Annotated in this window: 16 protein-coding genes; 8 read left to right on the forward strand and 8 right to left on the reverse strand. The window is 63.8% G+C overall.

What is annotated here, in order from left to right; all coding sequences use genetic code 11:
- Window positions 1-92: 92 nt before the first annotated feature.
- The gene (locus tag NLY44_RS11975) at window positions 93-1001 is read right to left on the reverse strand and encodes a sugar phosphate isomerase/epimerase family protein (protein WP_031201886.1); all 909 of its coding nucleotides are present in this window, start codon (window positions 999-1001) and stop codon (window positions 93-95) included.
- Window positions 998-2029, reverse strand: coding sequence for a Gfo/Idh/MocA family protein (locus NLY44_RS11980; protein WP_023805540.1), 1032 nt, complete (start codon window positions 2027-2029; stop codon window positions 998-1000). The genes NLY44_RS11975 and NLY44_RS11980 overlap by 4 nt, the downstream gene beginning before the upstream one ends.
- A gap of 194 nt (window positions 2030-2223) precedes the next feature.
- Here NLY44_RS11980 and NLY44_RS11985 point away from each other — a divergent pair, with 194 nt between their 5' ends.
- Window positions 2224-3249 carry a LacI family DNA-binding transcriptional regulator gene (locus NLY44_RS11985; RefSeq protein ID WP_023697001.1) on the forward strand — a complete coding sequence of 342 codons (1026 nt, stop codon included), beginning with the start codon at window positions 2224-2226 and terminating at the stop codon, window positions 3247-3249.
- 161 nt (window positions 3250-3410) lie between these two features.
- Window positions 3411-4886: an esterase-like activity of phytase family protein gene (locus NLY44_RS11990; protein WP_023805541.1), complete on the forward strand. Its 1476-nt coding sequence runs from the start codon at window positions 3411-3413 to the stop codon at window positions 4884-4886.
- Between the two features lie 78 nt (window positions 4887-4964).
- Here the strand turns inward: NLY44_RS11990 and NLY44_RS11995 are convergent, their stop codons facing one another.
- On the reverse strand, window positions 4965-5753 hold the full coding sequence (locus NLY44_RS11995; RefSeq protein WP_023668302.1) for a L,D-transpeptidase: 789 nt from the start codon (window positions 5751-5753) through the stop codon (window positions 4965-4967).
- Window positions 5754-5951: 198 nt separating this feature from the next.
- Between NLY44_RS11995 and NLY44_RS12000 the strand changes: the two genes are divergently transcribed.
- Window positions 5952-7424, forward strand: a complete 1473-nt coding sequence (locus tag NLY44_RS12000) for an MATE family efflux transporter (RefSeq protein WP_023805542.1) — start codon at window positions 5952-5954, stop codon at window positions 7422-7424.
- Window positions 7425-7427: 3 nt separating this feature from the next.
- On the opposite strand, the gene NLY44_RS12005 is transcribed toward NLY44_RS12000, so the two are convergent.
- Entirely contained in the window at window positions 7428-8636 is a 1209-nt protein-coding gene (locus NLY44_RS12005; RefSeq protein WP_023805543.1) for an MFS transporter, read from the reverse strand.
- A 153-nt stretch (window positions 8637-8789) separates the two neighbouring features.
- On the opposite strand from NLY44_RS12005, the gene NLY44_RS12010 reads away from it, so the two are divergent.
- The gene (locus NLY44_RS12010; protein ID WP_023682120.1) at window positions 8790-9365 is read left to right on the forward strand and encodes a TMEM175 family protein; all 576 of its coding nucleotides are present in this window, start codon (window positions 8790-8792) and stop codon (window positions 9363-9365) included.
- A 12-nt stretch (window positions 9366-9377) separates the two neighbouring features.
- Here the strand turns inward: NLY44_RS12010 and NLY44_RS12015 are convergent, their stop codons facing one another.
- Window positions 9378-9659 (reverse strand): hypothetical protein, encoded by a 282-nt coding sequence (locus NLY44_RS12015; RefSeq protein ID WP_023668298.1) that lies wholly within the window; start codon window positions 9657-9659, stop codon window positions 9378-9380.
- Window positions 9660-9790: 131 nt separating this feature from the next.
- Between NLY44_RS12015 and NLY44_RS12020 the strand changes: the two genes are divergently transcribed.
- Window positions 9791-10657: an SDR family NAD(P)-dependent oxidoreductase gene (locus NLY44_RS12020; RefSeq protein WP_023805544.1), complete on the forward strand. Its 867-nt coding sequence runs from the start codon at window positions 9791-9793 to the stop codon at window positions 10655-10657.
- 26 nt (window positions 10658-10683) lie between these two features.
- On the opposite strand, the gene NLY44_RS12025 is transcribed toward NLY44_RS12020, so the two are convergent.
- From NLY44_RS12025 to NLY44_RS12035, 3 genes are all read right to left on the reverse strand, one after another.
- Window positions 10684-11115: a low affinity iron permease family protein gene (locus tag NLY44_RS12025; RefSeq protein ID WP_027050613.1), complete on the reverse strand. Its 432-nt coding sequence runs from the start codon at window positions 11113-11115 to the stop codon at window positions 10684-10686.
- 381 nt (window positions 11116-11496) lie between these two features.
- Window positions 11497-12138, reverse strand: coding sequence for a DapH/DapD/GlmU-related protein (locus tag NLY44_RS12030; protein ID WP_023805545.1), 642 nt, complete (start codon window positions 12136-12138; stop codon window positions 11497-11499).
- Window positions 12139-12243: 105 nt separating this feature from the next.
- Window positions 12244-12762 (reverse strand): CreA family protein, encoded by a 519-nt coding sequence (locus tag NLY44_RS12035; protein ID WP_023753104.1) that lies wholly within the window; start codon window positions 12760-12762, stop codon window positions 12244-12246.
- A 182-nt stretch (window positions 12763-12944) separates the two neighbouring features.
- On the opposite strand from NLY44_RS12035, the gene NLY44_RS12040 reads away from it, so the two are divergent.
- From NLY44_RS12040 to NLY44_RS12050, 3 genes are all read left to right on the forward strand, one after another.
- Complete coding sequence (locus NLY44_RS12040; RefSeq protein ID WP_023712445.1) at window positions 12945-13520, forward strand: SCO family protein; 576 nt, start codon at window positions 12945-12947, stop codon at window positions 13518-13520.
- A gap of 82 nt (window positions 13521-13602) precedes the next feature.
- Window positions 13603-14475 (forward strand): 50S ribosomal protein L11 methyltransferase, encoded by an 873-nt coding sequence (locus NLY44_RS12045; RefSeq protein WP_023805546.1) that lies wholly within the window; start codon window positions 13603-13605, stop codon window positions 14473-14475.
- A gap of 105 nt (window positions 14476-14580) precedes the next feature.
- Window positions 14581-16425 carry an aminopeptidase P family protein gene (locus NLY44_RS12050; protein WP_023805547.1) on the forward strand — a complete coding sequence of 615 codons (1845 nt, stop codon included), beginning with the start codon at window positions 14581-14583 and terminating at the stop codon, window positions 16423-16425.
- The last annotated feature ends 64 nt before the right edge of the window (window positions 16426-16489 follow it).

Raw genomic sequence — 16489 nt, forward strand, 5'->3', positions numbered from 1 at the left:
GTGAGCCGAGGGGTTTCGTCGTTCGCCTGTCGGCAGTGCTTGTCGGCAGTGCTTGGCAATCTGTCAGGCCGGCTCCTCCCACCGGCCCTCGGTCACGCCGGGTTCGGCAGGTAGGTCGCTCCTCCCCGGCATTGCTTGAGGTATTCCAGCCCGCGCACCTGGCCTGTGATTTCGAGGTCGCCGCGATAGACCGGGTCGTGCCAGCCCTCGATGTCGATGGCGCCCTTGTAACCGGCCAGCCGCAATTCGCTGATCACCCGCGTCCAGTCGCTGTCGCCAAACCCGGGCGTGCGCATCTGCACGAAGGGCAGTTTGCCGAACACGCCGTGCTCGCGGATCACATCCCAGCGCACCGTCGCGTCCTTGCCGTGGACATGGAAAATGCGCGGCGCCCATTTGCGGATCTGCGGCATCGGGTCGATGAGGTAGACAAGCTGGTGGCAGGGCTCCCATTCGAGGCCGAGATTGTCGTCGGGCAATTCGTTGAACATCAACTCCCAGGCATCGGGATTGTGGGCGATGTTCCAGTCGCCGGCCGCCCAGTTGCCATCCATGGCGCAATTTTCGAAGGCAATGCGCACGCCCTTGTCGGCGGCGCGCTTGGCCAGTGGTCCCCAGACCTCACGGAAGCGCGGCAGGCTGTCGGTCAGCTTCTTGCCGCGAAGGCGGCCGGTGAAGCCGCTGACCGTCGAGGCGCCGAACAGATGCGCGTTGTCGATGACGGTTTCCCAGGCCGCGAGCACGCCGCGATCGACCTCGCCATCCTCCAGCGGATTGCCGAACACGCCGATCGACGACACGGCGACATCGGCATCGCCGATCGCCTCGCCAATCTCACCGGCGAGCCGCCGCAAATCCTTGCCGCCCAGCGTCTGCCAGAAGAAGGGCTGGATGCTCTCGAAACCGAGCGGCAGAATCTCTTTGATGTAGGCGGCGGGGTCTTCGAGATTGGCCCGCACCATGGTGCCGATCCGGATGTCGAGAAGCGGGTTTGGCATCATGATGCTTCCTGTGTGATTGCGACGCGCCGTCCGGTCTCGGCGCTTTCGATGGCGCCGAAAACCATGGCCAGGCTTTTGATGTTGTCGCTGCCACGGGTTTCCGGCTCGCTACCGGTCTCGATGGCGTGGATGAAATCCTTGATGACGCCGAGATGACCGCCGATGCGGTCGGCGGGATCGAGCGGCGGCACGATGATGGGCTGGGTCAGGTCGAAAAGGCCGTCGCGGACCGACAACACAACTTCGGCCTTCAGCCCGTCCTCGCCGTCCCAGACCAGGCTGCCGTGCTCGGCGACGATGCGCCATGTGCTCTCCCAACTGGTGCGGAAGCCCGCCGCGCACCAAGAGCCTGCATAGGTGAACCGCTTGCCGCCACCGAGATCGAAGATAGCGCTGGCCGAGGAACCCTGCCGGTACCAGGAATTGGCCGGCTCCCATTCCTGGCAAAAAACACCGGCGGGATCGCCTGCGACCATGTAGCGGGCGGCATCGAATGTGTGGATCGCCATGTCGAGCAAGAGCACATGCGCCATCTCCTCGCGAAAGCCGCCGAAATGCGGCGCGACGAAGAAGTCGGCATGGATGCTGGTTGGCTTGCCGATGGCGCCGGAGTCGAGAAAGCGCCTTATGCGCCGGACATTGGCGACGTAGCGGCGGTTCTGCACCACGGCATGAACGCGCCCTGCCTGGCGCGCCGCGTCGACAATGGCGCGGGCATTTTCCGGAGTATCGGCGAGCGGCTTTTCGGTGAGCAGATGGCAATGATGGGCAAAGGCGGAAAAGGCGACGTCGCGGCGGGCGGCGGGAACCACGACATCGAACACCGCTTGCGGTTTGGTCTGGTCGAGAACCTGATCGAGGCTGGTGCCGATGACGACGCTATCGAGCCCGTATTCGCGTGCCCTCGCCCGCGCCCGTTCGGCGTCGAGATCGACAAGGCCGACAATGGCGAGCCCGTCGATCTGCCTCGCGGCATCGAGCCAGGCCTTGCTCATCGCACCACAGCCGACGAGGACGGCATTCATCATCCGGCATTCCTCCCGTCCGGTCCCTCCAGACCGAATGTCACGGCATTTGCGGCATCACCGTAAACGTTTTTCCGTAAACGTTTACGAGAACACACCCGATGGCGTAGAATGTCAATCGGCTGCCAGCGAAAATCATCCCGAAGCCTTGGCCTGGGCGGCAGCCGGTGCTAGCCAAGACAGGGGGAGAACTGTCCTTGGCGTCCAGCATCCATGACCTTGCGCGTCACCTGAACATTTCGATCGGCACCGTGTCGCGGGCGCTGAACGGCCGCGCCGACGTCAACGCCGACACCCGCCAGCGCGTGCTCGCCGCCGCCAAGCAATTGAACTATTCGCCCAACCAGTCCGGCCGCAGTCTGCGGCAAGGCACCACCCATTCGATCGCCTTCATGCTGCAGCCGCATCCGGGCGACCAGCAATATGGCGAACCCTTCTTCATCCCGTTCCTGATCGGTCTGCAGGGCCGACTGGCCGAGGATGACCTGGATCTGATGGTCGTCATGGGCGAGCCCGGCCAATATCAGCAGGAGAGGCTGCGCCGCGTGGTTGAGACGCGCCGAGCCGACGCGGTCGTGTTGGCCAATACACGGCGGGAAGACGATCGGATCGACTATCTCAGCAAGGCTGGCTTTCCCTTCGCCACGCTTGGCCGAAGTCAATCCGGCGACGACACCTATCCTTCGCTCGATATCGATTTCGAGAGGGCGGGTGATGAAGCCGTCGACCGGCTGGTCGCGCGCGGCCACCGCCGCATTGCCGCCATCCGCCCTTCGCTGGATCTCAACTTCGGCTACCTGTTCCTCGACGGCTACCGCAAGGCGCTGGGGCGGCATGGCATCGAAGTCGACCCCGGCCTGATCGCCGACGGCTTCATCAACGAGGCCGGAGGCTACCAGGTGACGCCGCGCGTGATGCTCTCCAAGGACCGGCCCACAGCCATCATCTTCAACAATGACGCAATGGCGCTCGGCGGCTGCAAGGCACTGGCCGAGATGGGCATCAGGCCCGGCCACGACATCGCGGTGATCGTCATCGTCGACACGCCGCTCTGCCGTTATTTCTCGCCGGCGCTGACCGCCTTCCGTCCGTCGCTGGAGCCGATGGGCCGGCGGCTGGCCGAAATGTTGCTGGCCTCGCTTCCCGCCTTTGCCGGCCCGGAAGGTCCGCGCATCATCCGCGAAGTCTGGCCGCTGGAGCTGATCGCGCGCGACAGCGATTGATAGTGCGTCTCTCCCTTCTCCCACAAGGGAGAAGGAAGAGGCCCGCTCTGTCACGCAGGTATCATGTTCGCGTCCTAGACCGCTTTGCGAGAGGGCGACATCGTCGATGCGATGCGGTGGCCCCTTTGCGCCGCTCAAGGCTTGTCACAAAGAGGATCTCCATGAAAATCTCGCACCGAACCGTGTCGCTCGGCGCCGCGCTGGCGCTGTTTACCGCCCTGACCCCTGCCCTTGCCGACAGCACAGCCACCGTTGGTGGCTTCGTCAACAAGGGCCTGGTCGGCGTCGGCCGCATCCCGGCCGATCAGAAGGACAAGTTCGGCGAGACCTTCGGCTCCGGCTCCGGCATGTCCATCGACGCCGCAAGCTGGACCCGTGGCGCGGACGGCTACAAGGGCTCGCTCTGGTTGCTGCCGGACCGTGGCTACAATGTCGTCGGCACCACCGATTACCGGCCGCGCCTCAACACTATTCGCATCGAGTTCACGCCGGTAGCACTAGGCGCCACGCCCACCTCCGGCCAGGAACAGACAGGCGTCAAGGCGACGCTAGCCGATTCGCTGCTGCTCACCGACGACAAGGGCGCAGACGCCACCGGCCTCGATCCGCTCAACGGCGTGCGCGCGGCGAGCGGCGACCTGCCGATCCTGCCCGAGGCCAACGGCAAGCTGGCGCTCGACAACGAGGCGATCGCGCGGCTGCCCGACGGCACCATGTTCATCTCTGACGAATACGGCCCCAACATCTACCGCTTCTCGGCCGACGGCCATCTGTTGTCGGCAACGCAGCCGCCGGCCGCTTTGGTGCCGATGCGCAAGGGCGGGCCGAACTTCGCCTCCGACAATCCAGGCCCCGGTGCAGCCGAACCCGATCCGAAGGATCCCGAAACCGGCCGCCAGAACAACCAGGGCCTCGAAGGCATGGCGCTGACGCCGGACGGCAAGTCGCTGATCGCTGTGCTGCAGTCGGCGCCCCGCCAGGATGGCGGCGATTCGCCCGCGACGCGCCAGAACACCCGCGCCCTGGTCTACAACGCCTCCGACCCGGCCCATCTCAAGCTGGTGCATGAATATGTCGTGCCGCTGCCGGTGTTCAAGGTCACCAAGGACAAGACCAAGGTCGCCGCGCAGAGCGAGATCATGGCGCTGTCCGACAAGACCTTCCTGATGCTGGCGCGCGACAGCGGAAACGGCCAGGGGGTGAAGGGCGATACTTCGCTGCTGCGCCAGATTTTCGTCGTCGACGTCTCTGGCGCCACCGACATTGCCGGCGGCGCCTTCGATGCCGCCGACAAGCCGCTGGCGCCCAAGGGCGTGCTCGACCCCTCGGTGACGCCGGCCAAGCTGACGCCGTTCATCGACATCAACGACAACAAGGAACTCGGCCGTTTCGGCCTGCATGACGGCAAGCCCAACGACAAGAACAATCTGTCGGAGAAGTGGGAAGCAATGTCGGTGGTCAGCGTGCTCGATCCGGCGCTGCCCGACGACTATTTCCTGTTCGTCGGCAACGATAACGACTTTCTCACCGAGGACGGTTTTCAGGTCGGCGCGCCCTACAAGGCCGAAGACGGCGCCGATGTCGATACCATGTTCCTGGTCTATCAGGTCACGCTTCCGGGCCTCGCCAAGAAGTAGCCGTATACGGAGAGGCGGACGCGCTCGGCGCGTCCGCCTCTAACCGTTTGTCGGCGATCAGCGATGCCGTGAAGGCACCTATTTCAAAATCTCCGCATCCCTTGGCACGCCGGCATCGATCGGCTCGGCGGTCCGGCTCGACACAGCCATGATCTTGCCCGCGGCCGACAGGTTCGGGCGCACATAGACCTGGGCTACGCCGTTGACCCGGCTGTAGAGGTCGATGATGTCCTGGTTCATGAAGCGCACGCAGCCCGACGACGCATTCTTGCCGATGGAATCCCATTCCGGCGTGCCGTGCAGCCGGTACATCGTGTCCTTGCCGTCGCGGAACAGATAGAGCGCGCGCGCGCCGAGCGGGCTCTGCGGTCCCGGCGGCATGCCGTCCTTGTATTTCGCCAGTTCCGGCCGGCGCTGGATCATTTCGGGCGGCGGCGTCCACACCGGCCATTTCTTGCGCGCCTGGATCACGGCGCTGCCGGTCCAGCCAAACCCGGCCTTGCCGAGGCTGACGCCATAGCGCATTGCCTTGCCGCCGTCGCGCACCAGATAGAGAAAATGCTCGGATGTATCGACGACGATCGTGCCGGGTTTTTCGCCGGTCGGATCGTCCACGATCTGGCGCACGAACTTCGGATCGAGCTTGGCCACGGGGATTGCCGGCAATGAAAAGCCCTCATCGACGCGCGCCGAATACATGGTGGCGGCATCGCCCAGAGCCGGTTCGGGCGCCGGGGCGGGCGTTGGCGGCACCACGACGTCGGTCGTGGTGCAGGCTGAAAGCGCCATGGAAGCGGCACCCAAAGCGGATATTCCAAGAAACGCGCGCCGGTTCAGGCGCTCGGAAAAAAGCGGATTGTCGGACATGATCCCCCCAGCCTATTCATCATATCCAACAGGATATGCGACCCCACGCGGCGACGACCCATATCCCATCCCGGATCTTTTGAGAACTGATTAGCGTGAAGCCGCCAGGTGGCATGTTCCAATGCCGCATCGACCTTGTCCGTCAAATCGGCGATCATTGCCGGGCGGACTTTGAGATGAACCTTCGCCGAACAGCCCATGGACGAAAAAATACCACCGCGCCGGCGCACCGGCGACCTGACCAGCGGCCCGATTCCGCGCACGCTGCTTTTGTTCGCTCTGCCGGTGCTCGGCTCCAACGTGCTGCAATCGCTCAACGGTTCGATCAACGCCGTCTGGGTCGGCCGCTTCCTCGGTGAATCGGCGCTGACCGCCACCTCCAACGCCAATCTGGTGCTGTTCCTGATTCTCGGCACCGTGTTCGGCATCGGCATGGCCGCGACCATCCTGGTGGCGCAATCGGTCGGCGCCCGCGACCTGCCCGAGGCGCGGCGCATCGTCGGCACCAGCGCCAGCTTCTTCTTCCTCTTCTCGGCTATCTTCGCCGTCTGCGGCTGGATCTGGGTCGACGCCATCCTCAACACACTGGGCACCCCGCCCGATGCGCTGCCGCTGGCGCGCTCCTATCTGCGTATCATCTTCGTCGCCGTGCCGATGATGAATCTTCTGTCCTTCGTCATGACGGTGCTGCGCGGTGCGGGTGATTCGCGCACGCCATTCTTCTTCATGGCGCTCGCCGTCGTGCTCGACATCATCCTCAATCCGCTGCTCATTCGCGGCATCGGCCCCTTCCCCGAGCTCGGCATCGCCGGCTCCGCCACCTCGACGCTGATCGGCCAGACAGTGAGCGTGATCGCCATCCTCGTCGTGCTTTATGCCAGAAAGCATCCGCTGCGGCTCGCCGGCGCCAACCTCGCTCTGCTGCGGCCGGATCCGGCGCTGCTCAGGATCGTCGTCTTCAAGGGCGTGCCGATGGGCCTGCAGATGATCGTCATTTCGGCGGCGGCGCTGACCGTCATGGGCATCGTCAACTCCTACGGCTCGCAGGTCGCCGCCGCCTACGGCATCGCGGCGCAGCTGTGGACCTATATCCAGATGCCTGCGCTGGCGATCGGCGCCGCAGTCTCGTCGATGGCGGCCCAGAATGTCGGCGCCGGGCGCTGGGACCGCATCGGTCGCATCGCGGCGTCCGGCGTCGGCTTCAACCTGGTGCTCACCGGCGCCCTGGTGGCGCTGTTGTTCTTCTTCGACAGGCCGGTGCTCGGCCTGTTCCTTAGCGGCGACAGCACCGCAATCGACATTGCAGCCCACATCAACAAGGTGGCGTCCTGGTCGTTCATCCTGTTCGGCGTCACCATCGTGCTGTTCGCCACTGTGCGCGCCACCGGTGCCGTGATGCCGCCGCTGATCATTCTGGTGATTTCCGTGCTGGTCGTGCGTACCGGCTTTGCCTACTTCTTCAGGAGCTACATCGGCGAGGAAGCGCTGTGGTGGAGTTTTCCGGCGGGATCGATCACCTCGCTGGTGCTGGCCGCCGCCTATTATCGCTTCGGCCGCTGGCGCACCATGCACATGATCGAGGACCGGCCGGCCGCCGGCGAGCCGCCCGACACCGGCCTCGGCATCCCGCGCGGACGGGCAAACATGGCGCCCGAGACGCCAAACGGGTGAGGCTCAGCGCGCGTATTTGACGCCGAACCCCAGCGCTACGACAGAGAACAGCGTGATCATGCCGGCGAAGGCCAGGCTTGCCGTCGTCGGAGTGGCCCAACTCGACAGCAGCCCAATGCCGATCACCGGCAGCGCATTGCCGCAGAAGCAGCAGATGAAGAACGCCGACACCAATTCGGCGCGACGCTCGGCAGGTGCGATCTGGTTCACCACCTGCAGGCCGCCGCGATAGCCGAGCGCCGCCGCCACGCCGCACACAGCGGTGGCGGCAACCATCAGGGACATCGACGCGAAAAACTGAGCAGCAACCATCAGCCCTACGGCCGGGATCATCAGCGCCAGCGCGGCCAGCATGCCGGCGCGGCTGGACAGTCGGGCCGTGGCCAGAATGGTCGCGGCCGCAACGATCGACAGTTCAAAGAACAGCGCGCCGGCCTCGGCATGGTTGGCCACATGCAGTTGCTGCGCCAGGATGCTCGGCGCCAGGGCTGCATAGAAGCCGACCAGCGCCATGGCGCCGAAACCGGTGACCGCCGGCGCCACGAAGGCAGCGCGGATATCGCTCGGCACCGATAGCCGTGGCCGCAACGAAACGTCGGTCAGCCTGCCCGGCCGGGACACGGTTTCGCGGGTACGCCAGATCAGCAGCGTCACCACCACCAGCAAGGCAAGATAGACCGCAAACGTTAGTCTCAACGGCCAGGGCGCATATTCGGCGAGCAGGCCCGATGCCAGCGCGCCGAGGCCAAGGCCAACGAAGTTGGTGCTGGTGGCGATGATTGCCGCGCGCGATTTGTCCTTACCCTCGATCAATTCGGCAAGCCAGGCTGTGCCCGTTCCCGCGCCGATGCCGATGCCAAGGCCGCTCAATATGCGGGCGACATCGAGCCAGGCGACATTCTCGGCCAGCAGGAACACCACCGCGCTGACCACCGCTATGGCCATCGACGCCAGCGCCGCAGGACGGCGGCCAATGCCGTCGGACAAGCGCCCGAACATCAGCAATGCGCCGAGATTGCCGACGACATAGACGGCGTAGACCAGCGTCAGCGTGATCTGCGAGAAACCGAAGGCTTGCTTGTAGATGACGTAAAGCGGCGTCAGCACCGTGCTGCCGGCGAACAGCGCGGCGATCATGGCGGCAACCGCCGCCATCGCGGGCCGGCCATCGAGTCCGCTGTCGCGCGTCGTGGTCTCGGCATAGCTGGTCATGGCAACCTCCGGCCAATCGCCCACCGCCCAATTGCGCCCCAACGTCCATGTAAGGATGGCCGTTCCACGTGCCGAACTTCATCCTGACAACCTTGTCAGGATGGTCTTGCCCGAAATCCTCGCTTAACGTCTTTCCATCCAGAGGGAGAATCCATGGGAAAAGGCAGAGTCGAGGCATTCACCGATGGCGTCGTCGCCATCATCATCACCATCATGGTGCTGGAGCTGAAAGTGCCGCATGGCGAGGATTTTTCAGCGCTTCTGCCGCTGTGGCCGATCTTTTTCAGCTATGTCTTGTCGTTCATCAATGTCGGTATCTACTGGAACAATCTGCACAACATGTTCCACACCGTCCAAAGGGTCGACGGCCGCGTGCTGTGGGCCAACCTCAACCTTCTGTTCTGGTTGTCGCTGATGCCGGCAACGACGGCCTTCATGGGCGAGAACCATTTCGCGCCGGTCCCCGTCGCCGTCTATGGCATCGACCTGGTGCTGTGCGCGGTCGCCTACACCTTTCTCGCCACCAAGCTGCACCATTTGCACGGCAACGACACCGCCTTCGCCAAGGCGCTGGGCAATGACCGCAAGGGCAAGATCTCGGTGGCCCTCTACGCCGCCGCCGTCCCGCTTGCCTTCGTCAACCAATGGATCGGCGTTGCGATCTTCGTGCTGGTGGCCGCCGTCTGGTTCGTGCCGGACACGCGTTTTTCGCGGGTGCTGGAAAAGTAGCGTAGGACGCCTCTACTTGCGCATCGCCTTCAGCTTTTCGGCAACCGACGCCGCAAGGTCGGCATAGCGCTCCTCCAGCCGCTCGGCCGCCTTGATGATCGAAAAATCATGGCCGAATTTTTCCAGCGCCATGCGCAATTTCTCAACGAACTCGGCCTGTTTTTCGAGTGCCGAAAACAAGGTCTTCACCTGCGCTTCGCTTATGTCCGGATTGGCAAGCATCTGTGGCACCTCGCGGCCCATCTGGTCGCCGGTGGCGGTCTGCTCCTTCAGGATCGCAACCCAGTCGGTCAATCGGCAGTCTCCTGTTCGGCCGCAGCATGCACAGCCGCCGTTGATGCGGTCAACCCGAACACGCGGGACGGCCTTGCACGATGCGCGTCCCGCGCTAAGTTCGGCGCCACCCGAACCCTAGGAAAAAGATCATGAACTCCGACGCCGAAATCCAATCCGCTTTGCCCGCCCTCAGCCGAGGCAACGTCGCCGTCATCACCGGGGGCGCCAGCGGCATCGGGCTTGCCGCTGCCAAAAGGCTGGCGGCTATGGGCATGAGACTGGTGCTGGCCGACATTGGCGGCGCGCGCCTCGATGCGGCCCGCCAGGCAGTCGCCGTGATCACCGGCGAGAATGCCGTGCTTGCCGTCGCCACAGACGTCTCGAAGGCCGACGAACTTGGCCGGCTGGCGGAAAAGACGCATGCCGCTTTCGGCGCCGTATCGCTGCTGATGAACAATGCCGGCGTCGGCAACAATCCGGGAAAACCGTGGGAGAACGGCGACGCCTGGAAGCGGCTGATCGACATCAATTTCTGGGGCGTCATACATGGCGTCGAGGCCTTTGCGCCGGCCATGCTGGCCTCCGGAGAGCCGGGCCTGATCATCAACACCGGCTCCAAGCAAGGCATCACCACGCCACCCGGCAATCTCGCCTACAACGTCTCCAAATCGGCATTGAAGACGTTCACCGAAGGGCTGGCGCACGCATTGCGCAACGAGCCGGGCGCGAAGGTCGCGGCGCATCTTCTCATTCCCGGCTTCACCTTCACCGGCCTCACCGAAGGAGCGGTCGAAAAACCGGCTGGCGCCTGGACCGGCGAGCAGGTGGTCGACTTCATGCTGGCTTCGCTGGCGCGTGGGGACTTCTACATCCTGTGCCCCGACAATGAGGTGATGCGGCCGACCGATGAAAAGCGCATGGCCTGGGCGATCGGCGACATCATCGAGAACCGGCCTGCTCTCTCGCGCTGGCACCCCGACCATAAGGACGCTTTCGCGGCCTTTATGGGAAACTGATCGTCGAACTCAGGCAAAGCCGAGAGTCAGGCGGCCGCGCGTTTTTTCGCGGTGCGCTTTTGCGCGACCGCCTTCTTGGCCGCGAGTTCGGCGAGTTCGTGGTCATGGCGTTTTGCCGCCCGCTCGCATTTGTCTCTGATCTCCTCGACCTCGGATTCGGTCAGGTGCTCGATGCCGATGAAATGATTGTGGCCCTCGCTGACGCGGATCAGTTCGTCGAGCTTGGCCTGAACCGCGGCGCCGTCGCGGTTCTGGGTGTTCTGGATCAGGAACACCATCAGGAAGGTGATGATCGTCGTTCCCGTGTTGATGACGAGCTGCCACGTATCGGAAAAGCCGAAGAATGGCCCGCTTACCGCCCAGACGATAACTATGGCGCAGCAGGCGATGAAAGTCGGCGGCAGGCCCGCCAAGTGCGAAACGGTGTTGGCGATTCTGGTAAACAGCTTTTCGATCATTCACATCCTCGACCGTTCAAAGCGCGACGAGCTGACCAAGGCCGCATTCATCGCTCCAACAATAAACAACCGGCAGCCGCTTCCGGTTCCCTGTCGCAGAGGGCATCGCTGATGCAATTGTATGCACGCCAAAGGCGCAGCGCCGTGAAAAGCCGCCTTATCGGTTTGTTGCCATTAGTCACCATGCAGGCAAAAAACCTGTTCCTTCCGCTTCACGCGGATTTGTCTCCAAGCCCCTTCCGCTGGGCCACCCCCGCATGGCGGAAGGGGTTCGTTGCGTTGCCGCAGACCAGCGGAACTCTTCCCGACACGTGCCGTTCAGAATTTGGCGCCAGGATTTCGGCCAGCCAGTCGATGAAAACGCGCACGCGCGGCGAGCTCTCAGGAATGCTCTTGCTCCCAGCGATCGAGGAAATCCTCAATCGGCAAGGCCTGCATGTCGGGAACCGCTTTGGCGAGTTTCTCCGGCGGCCAGTCCCACCAGGCGAGGCTTTCGATCCGCGCCGCGATCTCGGAGGGAAAGCGCATGCGCAACGGCTTCGCCGGTACGCCGGCGACGATTGTGTAGGCCGGTACATTCCGCGTCACCACCGAATTGGCGCCGACGATCGCGCCATTCCCGATGCTGATGCCGGGCATGATGACGGCGCCATGGCCGATCCAGACATCGTTGCCGATGCCGACCGCCTTGGCCTGCCGCCGCGCGCGGAACGCCGCGTCGACGCCCAGCCAGCGGAAATACTCGTTCGGCCGGTAGCTGAGCTTGTGCTGCGTGATCCGCTCGATCGGATGCTCCAGCGCATTGATGCGGCTGTTGGCGGCGATGGAGCAGAATTTTCCGATCGTCGTGTAGATCGCCTCGGCGTGGCGCTCGAAATAGGAGAAATCGCCGACATTGACCTCGCGCAGCACCACCCGTTCGCCAATCGAGGCATAGCGGCCAAGCTTGCACGCTTTCAGCTCCGCGGACGGATGGATGCGCGGCTCCGGATCTTTCAGGACGAGGTTTTCGGTACGGTCCATGCGGCGGATTTACGTCAGCGCAATTGCGGAAGCAATTGTCGCGTCGCGATTGGCCCGCAAGGGGGCCAACCGTCCGTCAGAGCAATTGCGCTGACACAGGATCCGCTATTTCGGCTTGCCGCCGGTCCACACCACGTTCTGGCCGAACAGCGGCACGGTCGTCACCGACATTTTCGCCGAGCCGTCCTGCACTTGGCGCGAATGCGAGAGATAGATCAGCGTCTCGTTCTTCTTGTCGTAGATGCGGTTCACCACCTGCTTCTTCCAGATCAGGCTGATGCCTTGCTTGAACACCTCTTCGCCGCCCTCGCTCATGTCGATGTCGCCGATGGTGATCGGCCCGGTCTGGCGGCAGGAGATCGAGGAATCAGACGGATCCTCGAACCAGTTGCCCTTGTGCAAGCGGTCGATGACGCTGCGGTCGAAATAGGAGACATGGCAGGTCACGCCGTCGATCTTGGGGTCCTTGATCGCCTCGACGATGATGTCGTTGCCGACCCAATCGACGCCGACCTTGCCGACCTCCTCTGCCGCGGCGGCACCGGCGCCAAGGGCAATGCATGCGGCCAGCGCGCCGCCGATCAGTTTCTGCCCAATCCGTCTCTGCCCAGTCCGTCTTTGCAAGGGAGCCTCCTCAGGTTCGGTTTGCCGGTCTCAGGTGGGATAAGGGCCAGCTGTTTGCAAGGTAGCGTCCAGCCCGGTTGCGGCAACGCGGCATCTTTGCCTTGCTCCCTGCGACCGGCTAAGACTGCCGGCAGAGAGGCGCCGATCCGGCGCTCGGTGATTTCTGCGACGGACACTTCCTTATGATGCGTTCAATTCTGGTCGGCATTCTCGTTCTGATGGCGGCGGGCATCGGCTGGCTCACCTTTGACTTCTATCGCGGCCACTATGGTGGCGAACCGTATGGCGCGCCATTCACGCTGGTCGACCAGAAAGGCGCGCCAATCACCGAAGCCGCCTTCAGGGGAAAACCCAGCATCGTCTTCTTCGGCTTCACCCATTGCCCGGAAGTCTGCCCGACCACTTTGTTCGAAATGGCCGGCTGGCTGAAGACGCTGGGCAACGACGGCAAGAACCTCAACGCCTACTTCGTTACCGTCGATCCAGAGCGCGACACGCCGCCGGTGATGAACACTTACGTCAGCAATTTCTCCGACCGCATCGTCGGCATATCGGGCGATCCCGACAAGGTGCACGCCATGGCGAAGTCCTTCAACATCTACTGGAAGAAGGTCGACACCGGCGACGGCGATTACACGATGGACCACACCGCCTCCGCGCTGCTGCTCAACGCCAAGGGCGAGTTTTCGGGCACCATAGCCTATGGCGAAAGCGCCGATACCGCGATCGCCAAGCTGAAGCGGCTGGCGGCAGGCTAGGCATGATCCCGAAATGTGGAATCCGGTTTTCTCGGACAGAAAAGTGTTGTCCAGAGATCATGCTCAAACAAGAGACCAGCTGATGGGTCAGACCAGGCTCCACTTCATCGCTGGGAAGATCGAGGCCGACCGCATCTTTGCCGCGCTCGAACCGGCTTTCGAGGATGAAGGCCTGCCGATCGCCGTGCTCGAAGTCGATGAAGACCGCGACATCTACGAGGTTTCGCTCTACACCGACGGCAATGTCGACGCGGTTGAGGCGCGGCTAAGGGACAGCCTTGCCGGACTGTCCCTGTCGAAGCCGATCGAGCGCGAGGTTCTGCCCGACATCGACTGGGTGGCGCGCTCGCTGGAGGGACTGAAGCCGGTGCGCGCCGGACGTTTCTTCGTCCATGGCGCGCATGACCGCAGGAAGCGCCACAGCGGCGAACTGGCCATCGAGATCGAGGCCGGCCTTGCCTTCGGCACCGGCCATCACGGTACCACGGCCGGCTGCCTCGAAATGCTGGAGCGGGTCGTGCGCCGCGAACGTCCCAGGAATGCCCTCGACCTCGGCACCGGCAGCGCGGTGCTGGCGATCGCCGTCGCCAAACTGGCGCATATTCCGGTGCTGGCGACCGACATCGATCCGATCGCCGTCAGGGTCGCCGCCGCCAACGCCCGCCTCAACCACGTCAAGGCGCTGGTTGAAACGGTGACGGCGCCCGGCTTCCACCACCCGATCTTCGGCAAGCGCGCGCCTTTCGATCTCATCGTCGCCAACATATTGGCGCGACCGCTGATGCGGCTTGCGCCTGAGATGGCCAGGCATATCAGTCTCGGCGGCTCGATCATGCTGTCCGGCATCCTCGAGCGCCAGTGCAATGCGGTGATCTCGGCCTATGTCGGCCAGAATTTCCGCCATGTCAGGACCTTGCATCGCGAAGGCTGGGTGACGATCCACCTGAAGCACTGAGACGCAACGCGCTTTGGACCAATCCGAGCCTGTTGCGATTGGCGAAAATCGATTCCGGTTTTCCGGGTCATGCGCTACGGTCGCGCCCGATACAGGAGGCATACCATGTTCCAGACCTTCGATTCCGCAGGCGACCCGAGCGTCGGCAAGCCGCGCGTGACGTTGCTGCGGCGATTGCTGGCGGATAATGGCATCGACGGTTTCCTGGTGCCGCGCGCGGACGAGCACCAGGGCGAGTATGTCGCCGATCGCTCGGCGCGGCTGAAATGGTTGACCGGCTTCAGCGGCTCGGCCGGCGTAGCACTTGTGCAGCGTGACCGCGCCTTCATGTTCGTCGATGGCCGCTATACCTTGCAAGTGCGCCACGAAGTCGATCTCGACATTTTTGCAATCGAGAGTCTCGTCGACAACCCGCCGGCCTCCTGGATCAAGGACAATCTCGGCAAGGGCGCCAGGCTTGGCTTCGACCCCTGGCTGCACACGATCGCTGAGGTCAAGGCGCTGAAAACCTCGGCCGAGCAATCCGGCGCGACGCCGGTGCCGCTCGACAGGAACCCGATCGACATCATCTGGAAGGATCAGCCGGCGCCGCCCGTGGCGCCGGTCGAAATCCACCCGATCGGCTTTGCCGGGGAACTCGCCAAGGACAAGCTGGCGCGGCTGGCGGCGGTAATCGGCAAGGAGGGCGCGTCGCACGCCGTGCTCACCGACCCCTCCTCGATCGCCTGGGCCTTCAACATCCGTGGCGGTGACGTGCCGCACACGCCGCTGGCGCTCGGCTTCGCGATCCTTGCCGCCGACGGCAAGCACCAGCTGTTCATGGACCAGCGCAAGTTTTCGCGCACGGTCGCCGCCTATCTCACCCAACTCGCCGATCTGCACGAGCCCGGCGAATTCGAGGCGGCGGTCGTTACCCTTGCCAAGGGCGGCGCCAAGATCGCGCTCGACCCGGTGCTGGCGGCGGAGAAGCTGAGAATGCTGGTCGAGGACAATGGCGGCACATTTGTTTCAGCAGCCGATCCCGCCCGCATTCCGCGCGCCACCAAGAACCAGGCGGAAATCGCCGGCAGCCGCGCCGCGCATCGCCGGGACGGCGCGGCGGTGGCGAAACTGCTGTGCTGGCTGGAACGGCAGAAGCCGGGCACGCTCGACGAAATAACCGTTGTCACCAAGTTGGAGGAAACGCGCCGGCAGACCGGCGAGGAAACGCAGATGCCGCTGCGCGACGTCTCCTTCGACACCATTTCCGGCAGCGGTCCGAACGGCGCCATCATGCACTACCGCGTGTCGCGCGCCACCAACCGCGAGCTGGCAAAGGGCGAGCTGTTCCTGCTCGATTCCGGCGCCCAGTATCAGGACGGCACCACCGACATCACCCGCACGGTGCCGATCGGCCAGCCGACCGAGGAGATGCGCGAGCGCTTCACACTGGTGCTGAAAGGTATGATCGGCATTTCCACTCTGCGCTTTCCCGCCGGCACGCGCGGCTCGGAAATCGACGCGGTGGCGCGCATGGCGCTGTGGAAGCATGGCTGCGACTTTGCCCACGGCACCGGCCATGGCGTCGGCTCCTATCTGGCGGTGCACGAAGGGCCGCAGCGCATCGCCCGCACCGGCACCGAAAAGCTGCTGGCCGGCATGATGCTGTCCAACGAGCCCGGCTATTACAAGGAAGGCTCCTACGGCATCCGCATCGAGAACCTGATCCTGGTGACACCGGCTGAACAGGTGGAGGGCGGCGACATCGCCATGCACGGTTTCGAGACGCTGACGCTGGCGCCGATCGATATCAGGCTGATCCGCACCGACCTGTTGACGCGCGAGGAGTTGCACTGGCTGGATACTTACCATGCCTGGGTGCTGGCCGAGATCGGCCCGATGCTCGACGGCGAGACGCTGGCCTGGCTGGAGAAGGCAACAGCGCCGCTGCCGCACGACGCCAAGATCTGAAATGAGTGTCCAGCCGATAGATGGGTAACACTTTGAACCGGATATATAGGTGACACTTCTCTCC

This window comes from Mesorhizobium sp. C089B (assembly GCF_030323125.1).
Taxonomy (GTDB): domain Bacteria; phylum Pseudomonadota; class Alphaproteobacteria; order Rhizobiales; family Rhizobiaceae; genus Mesorhizobium.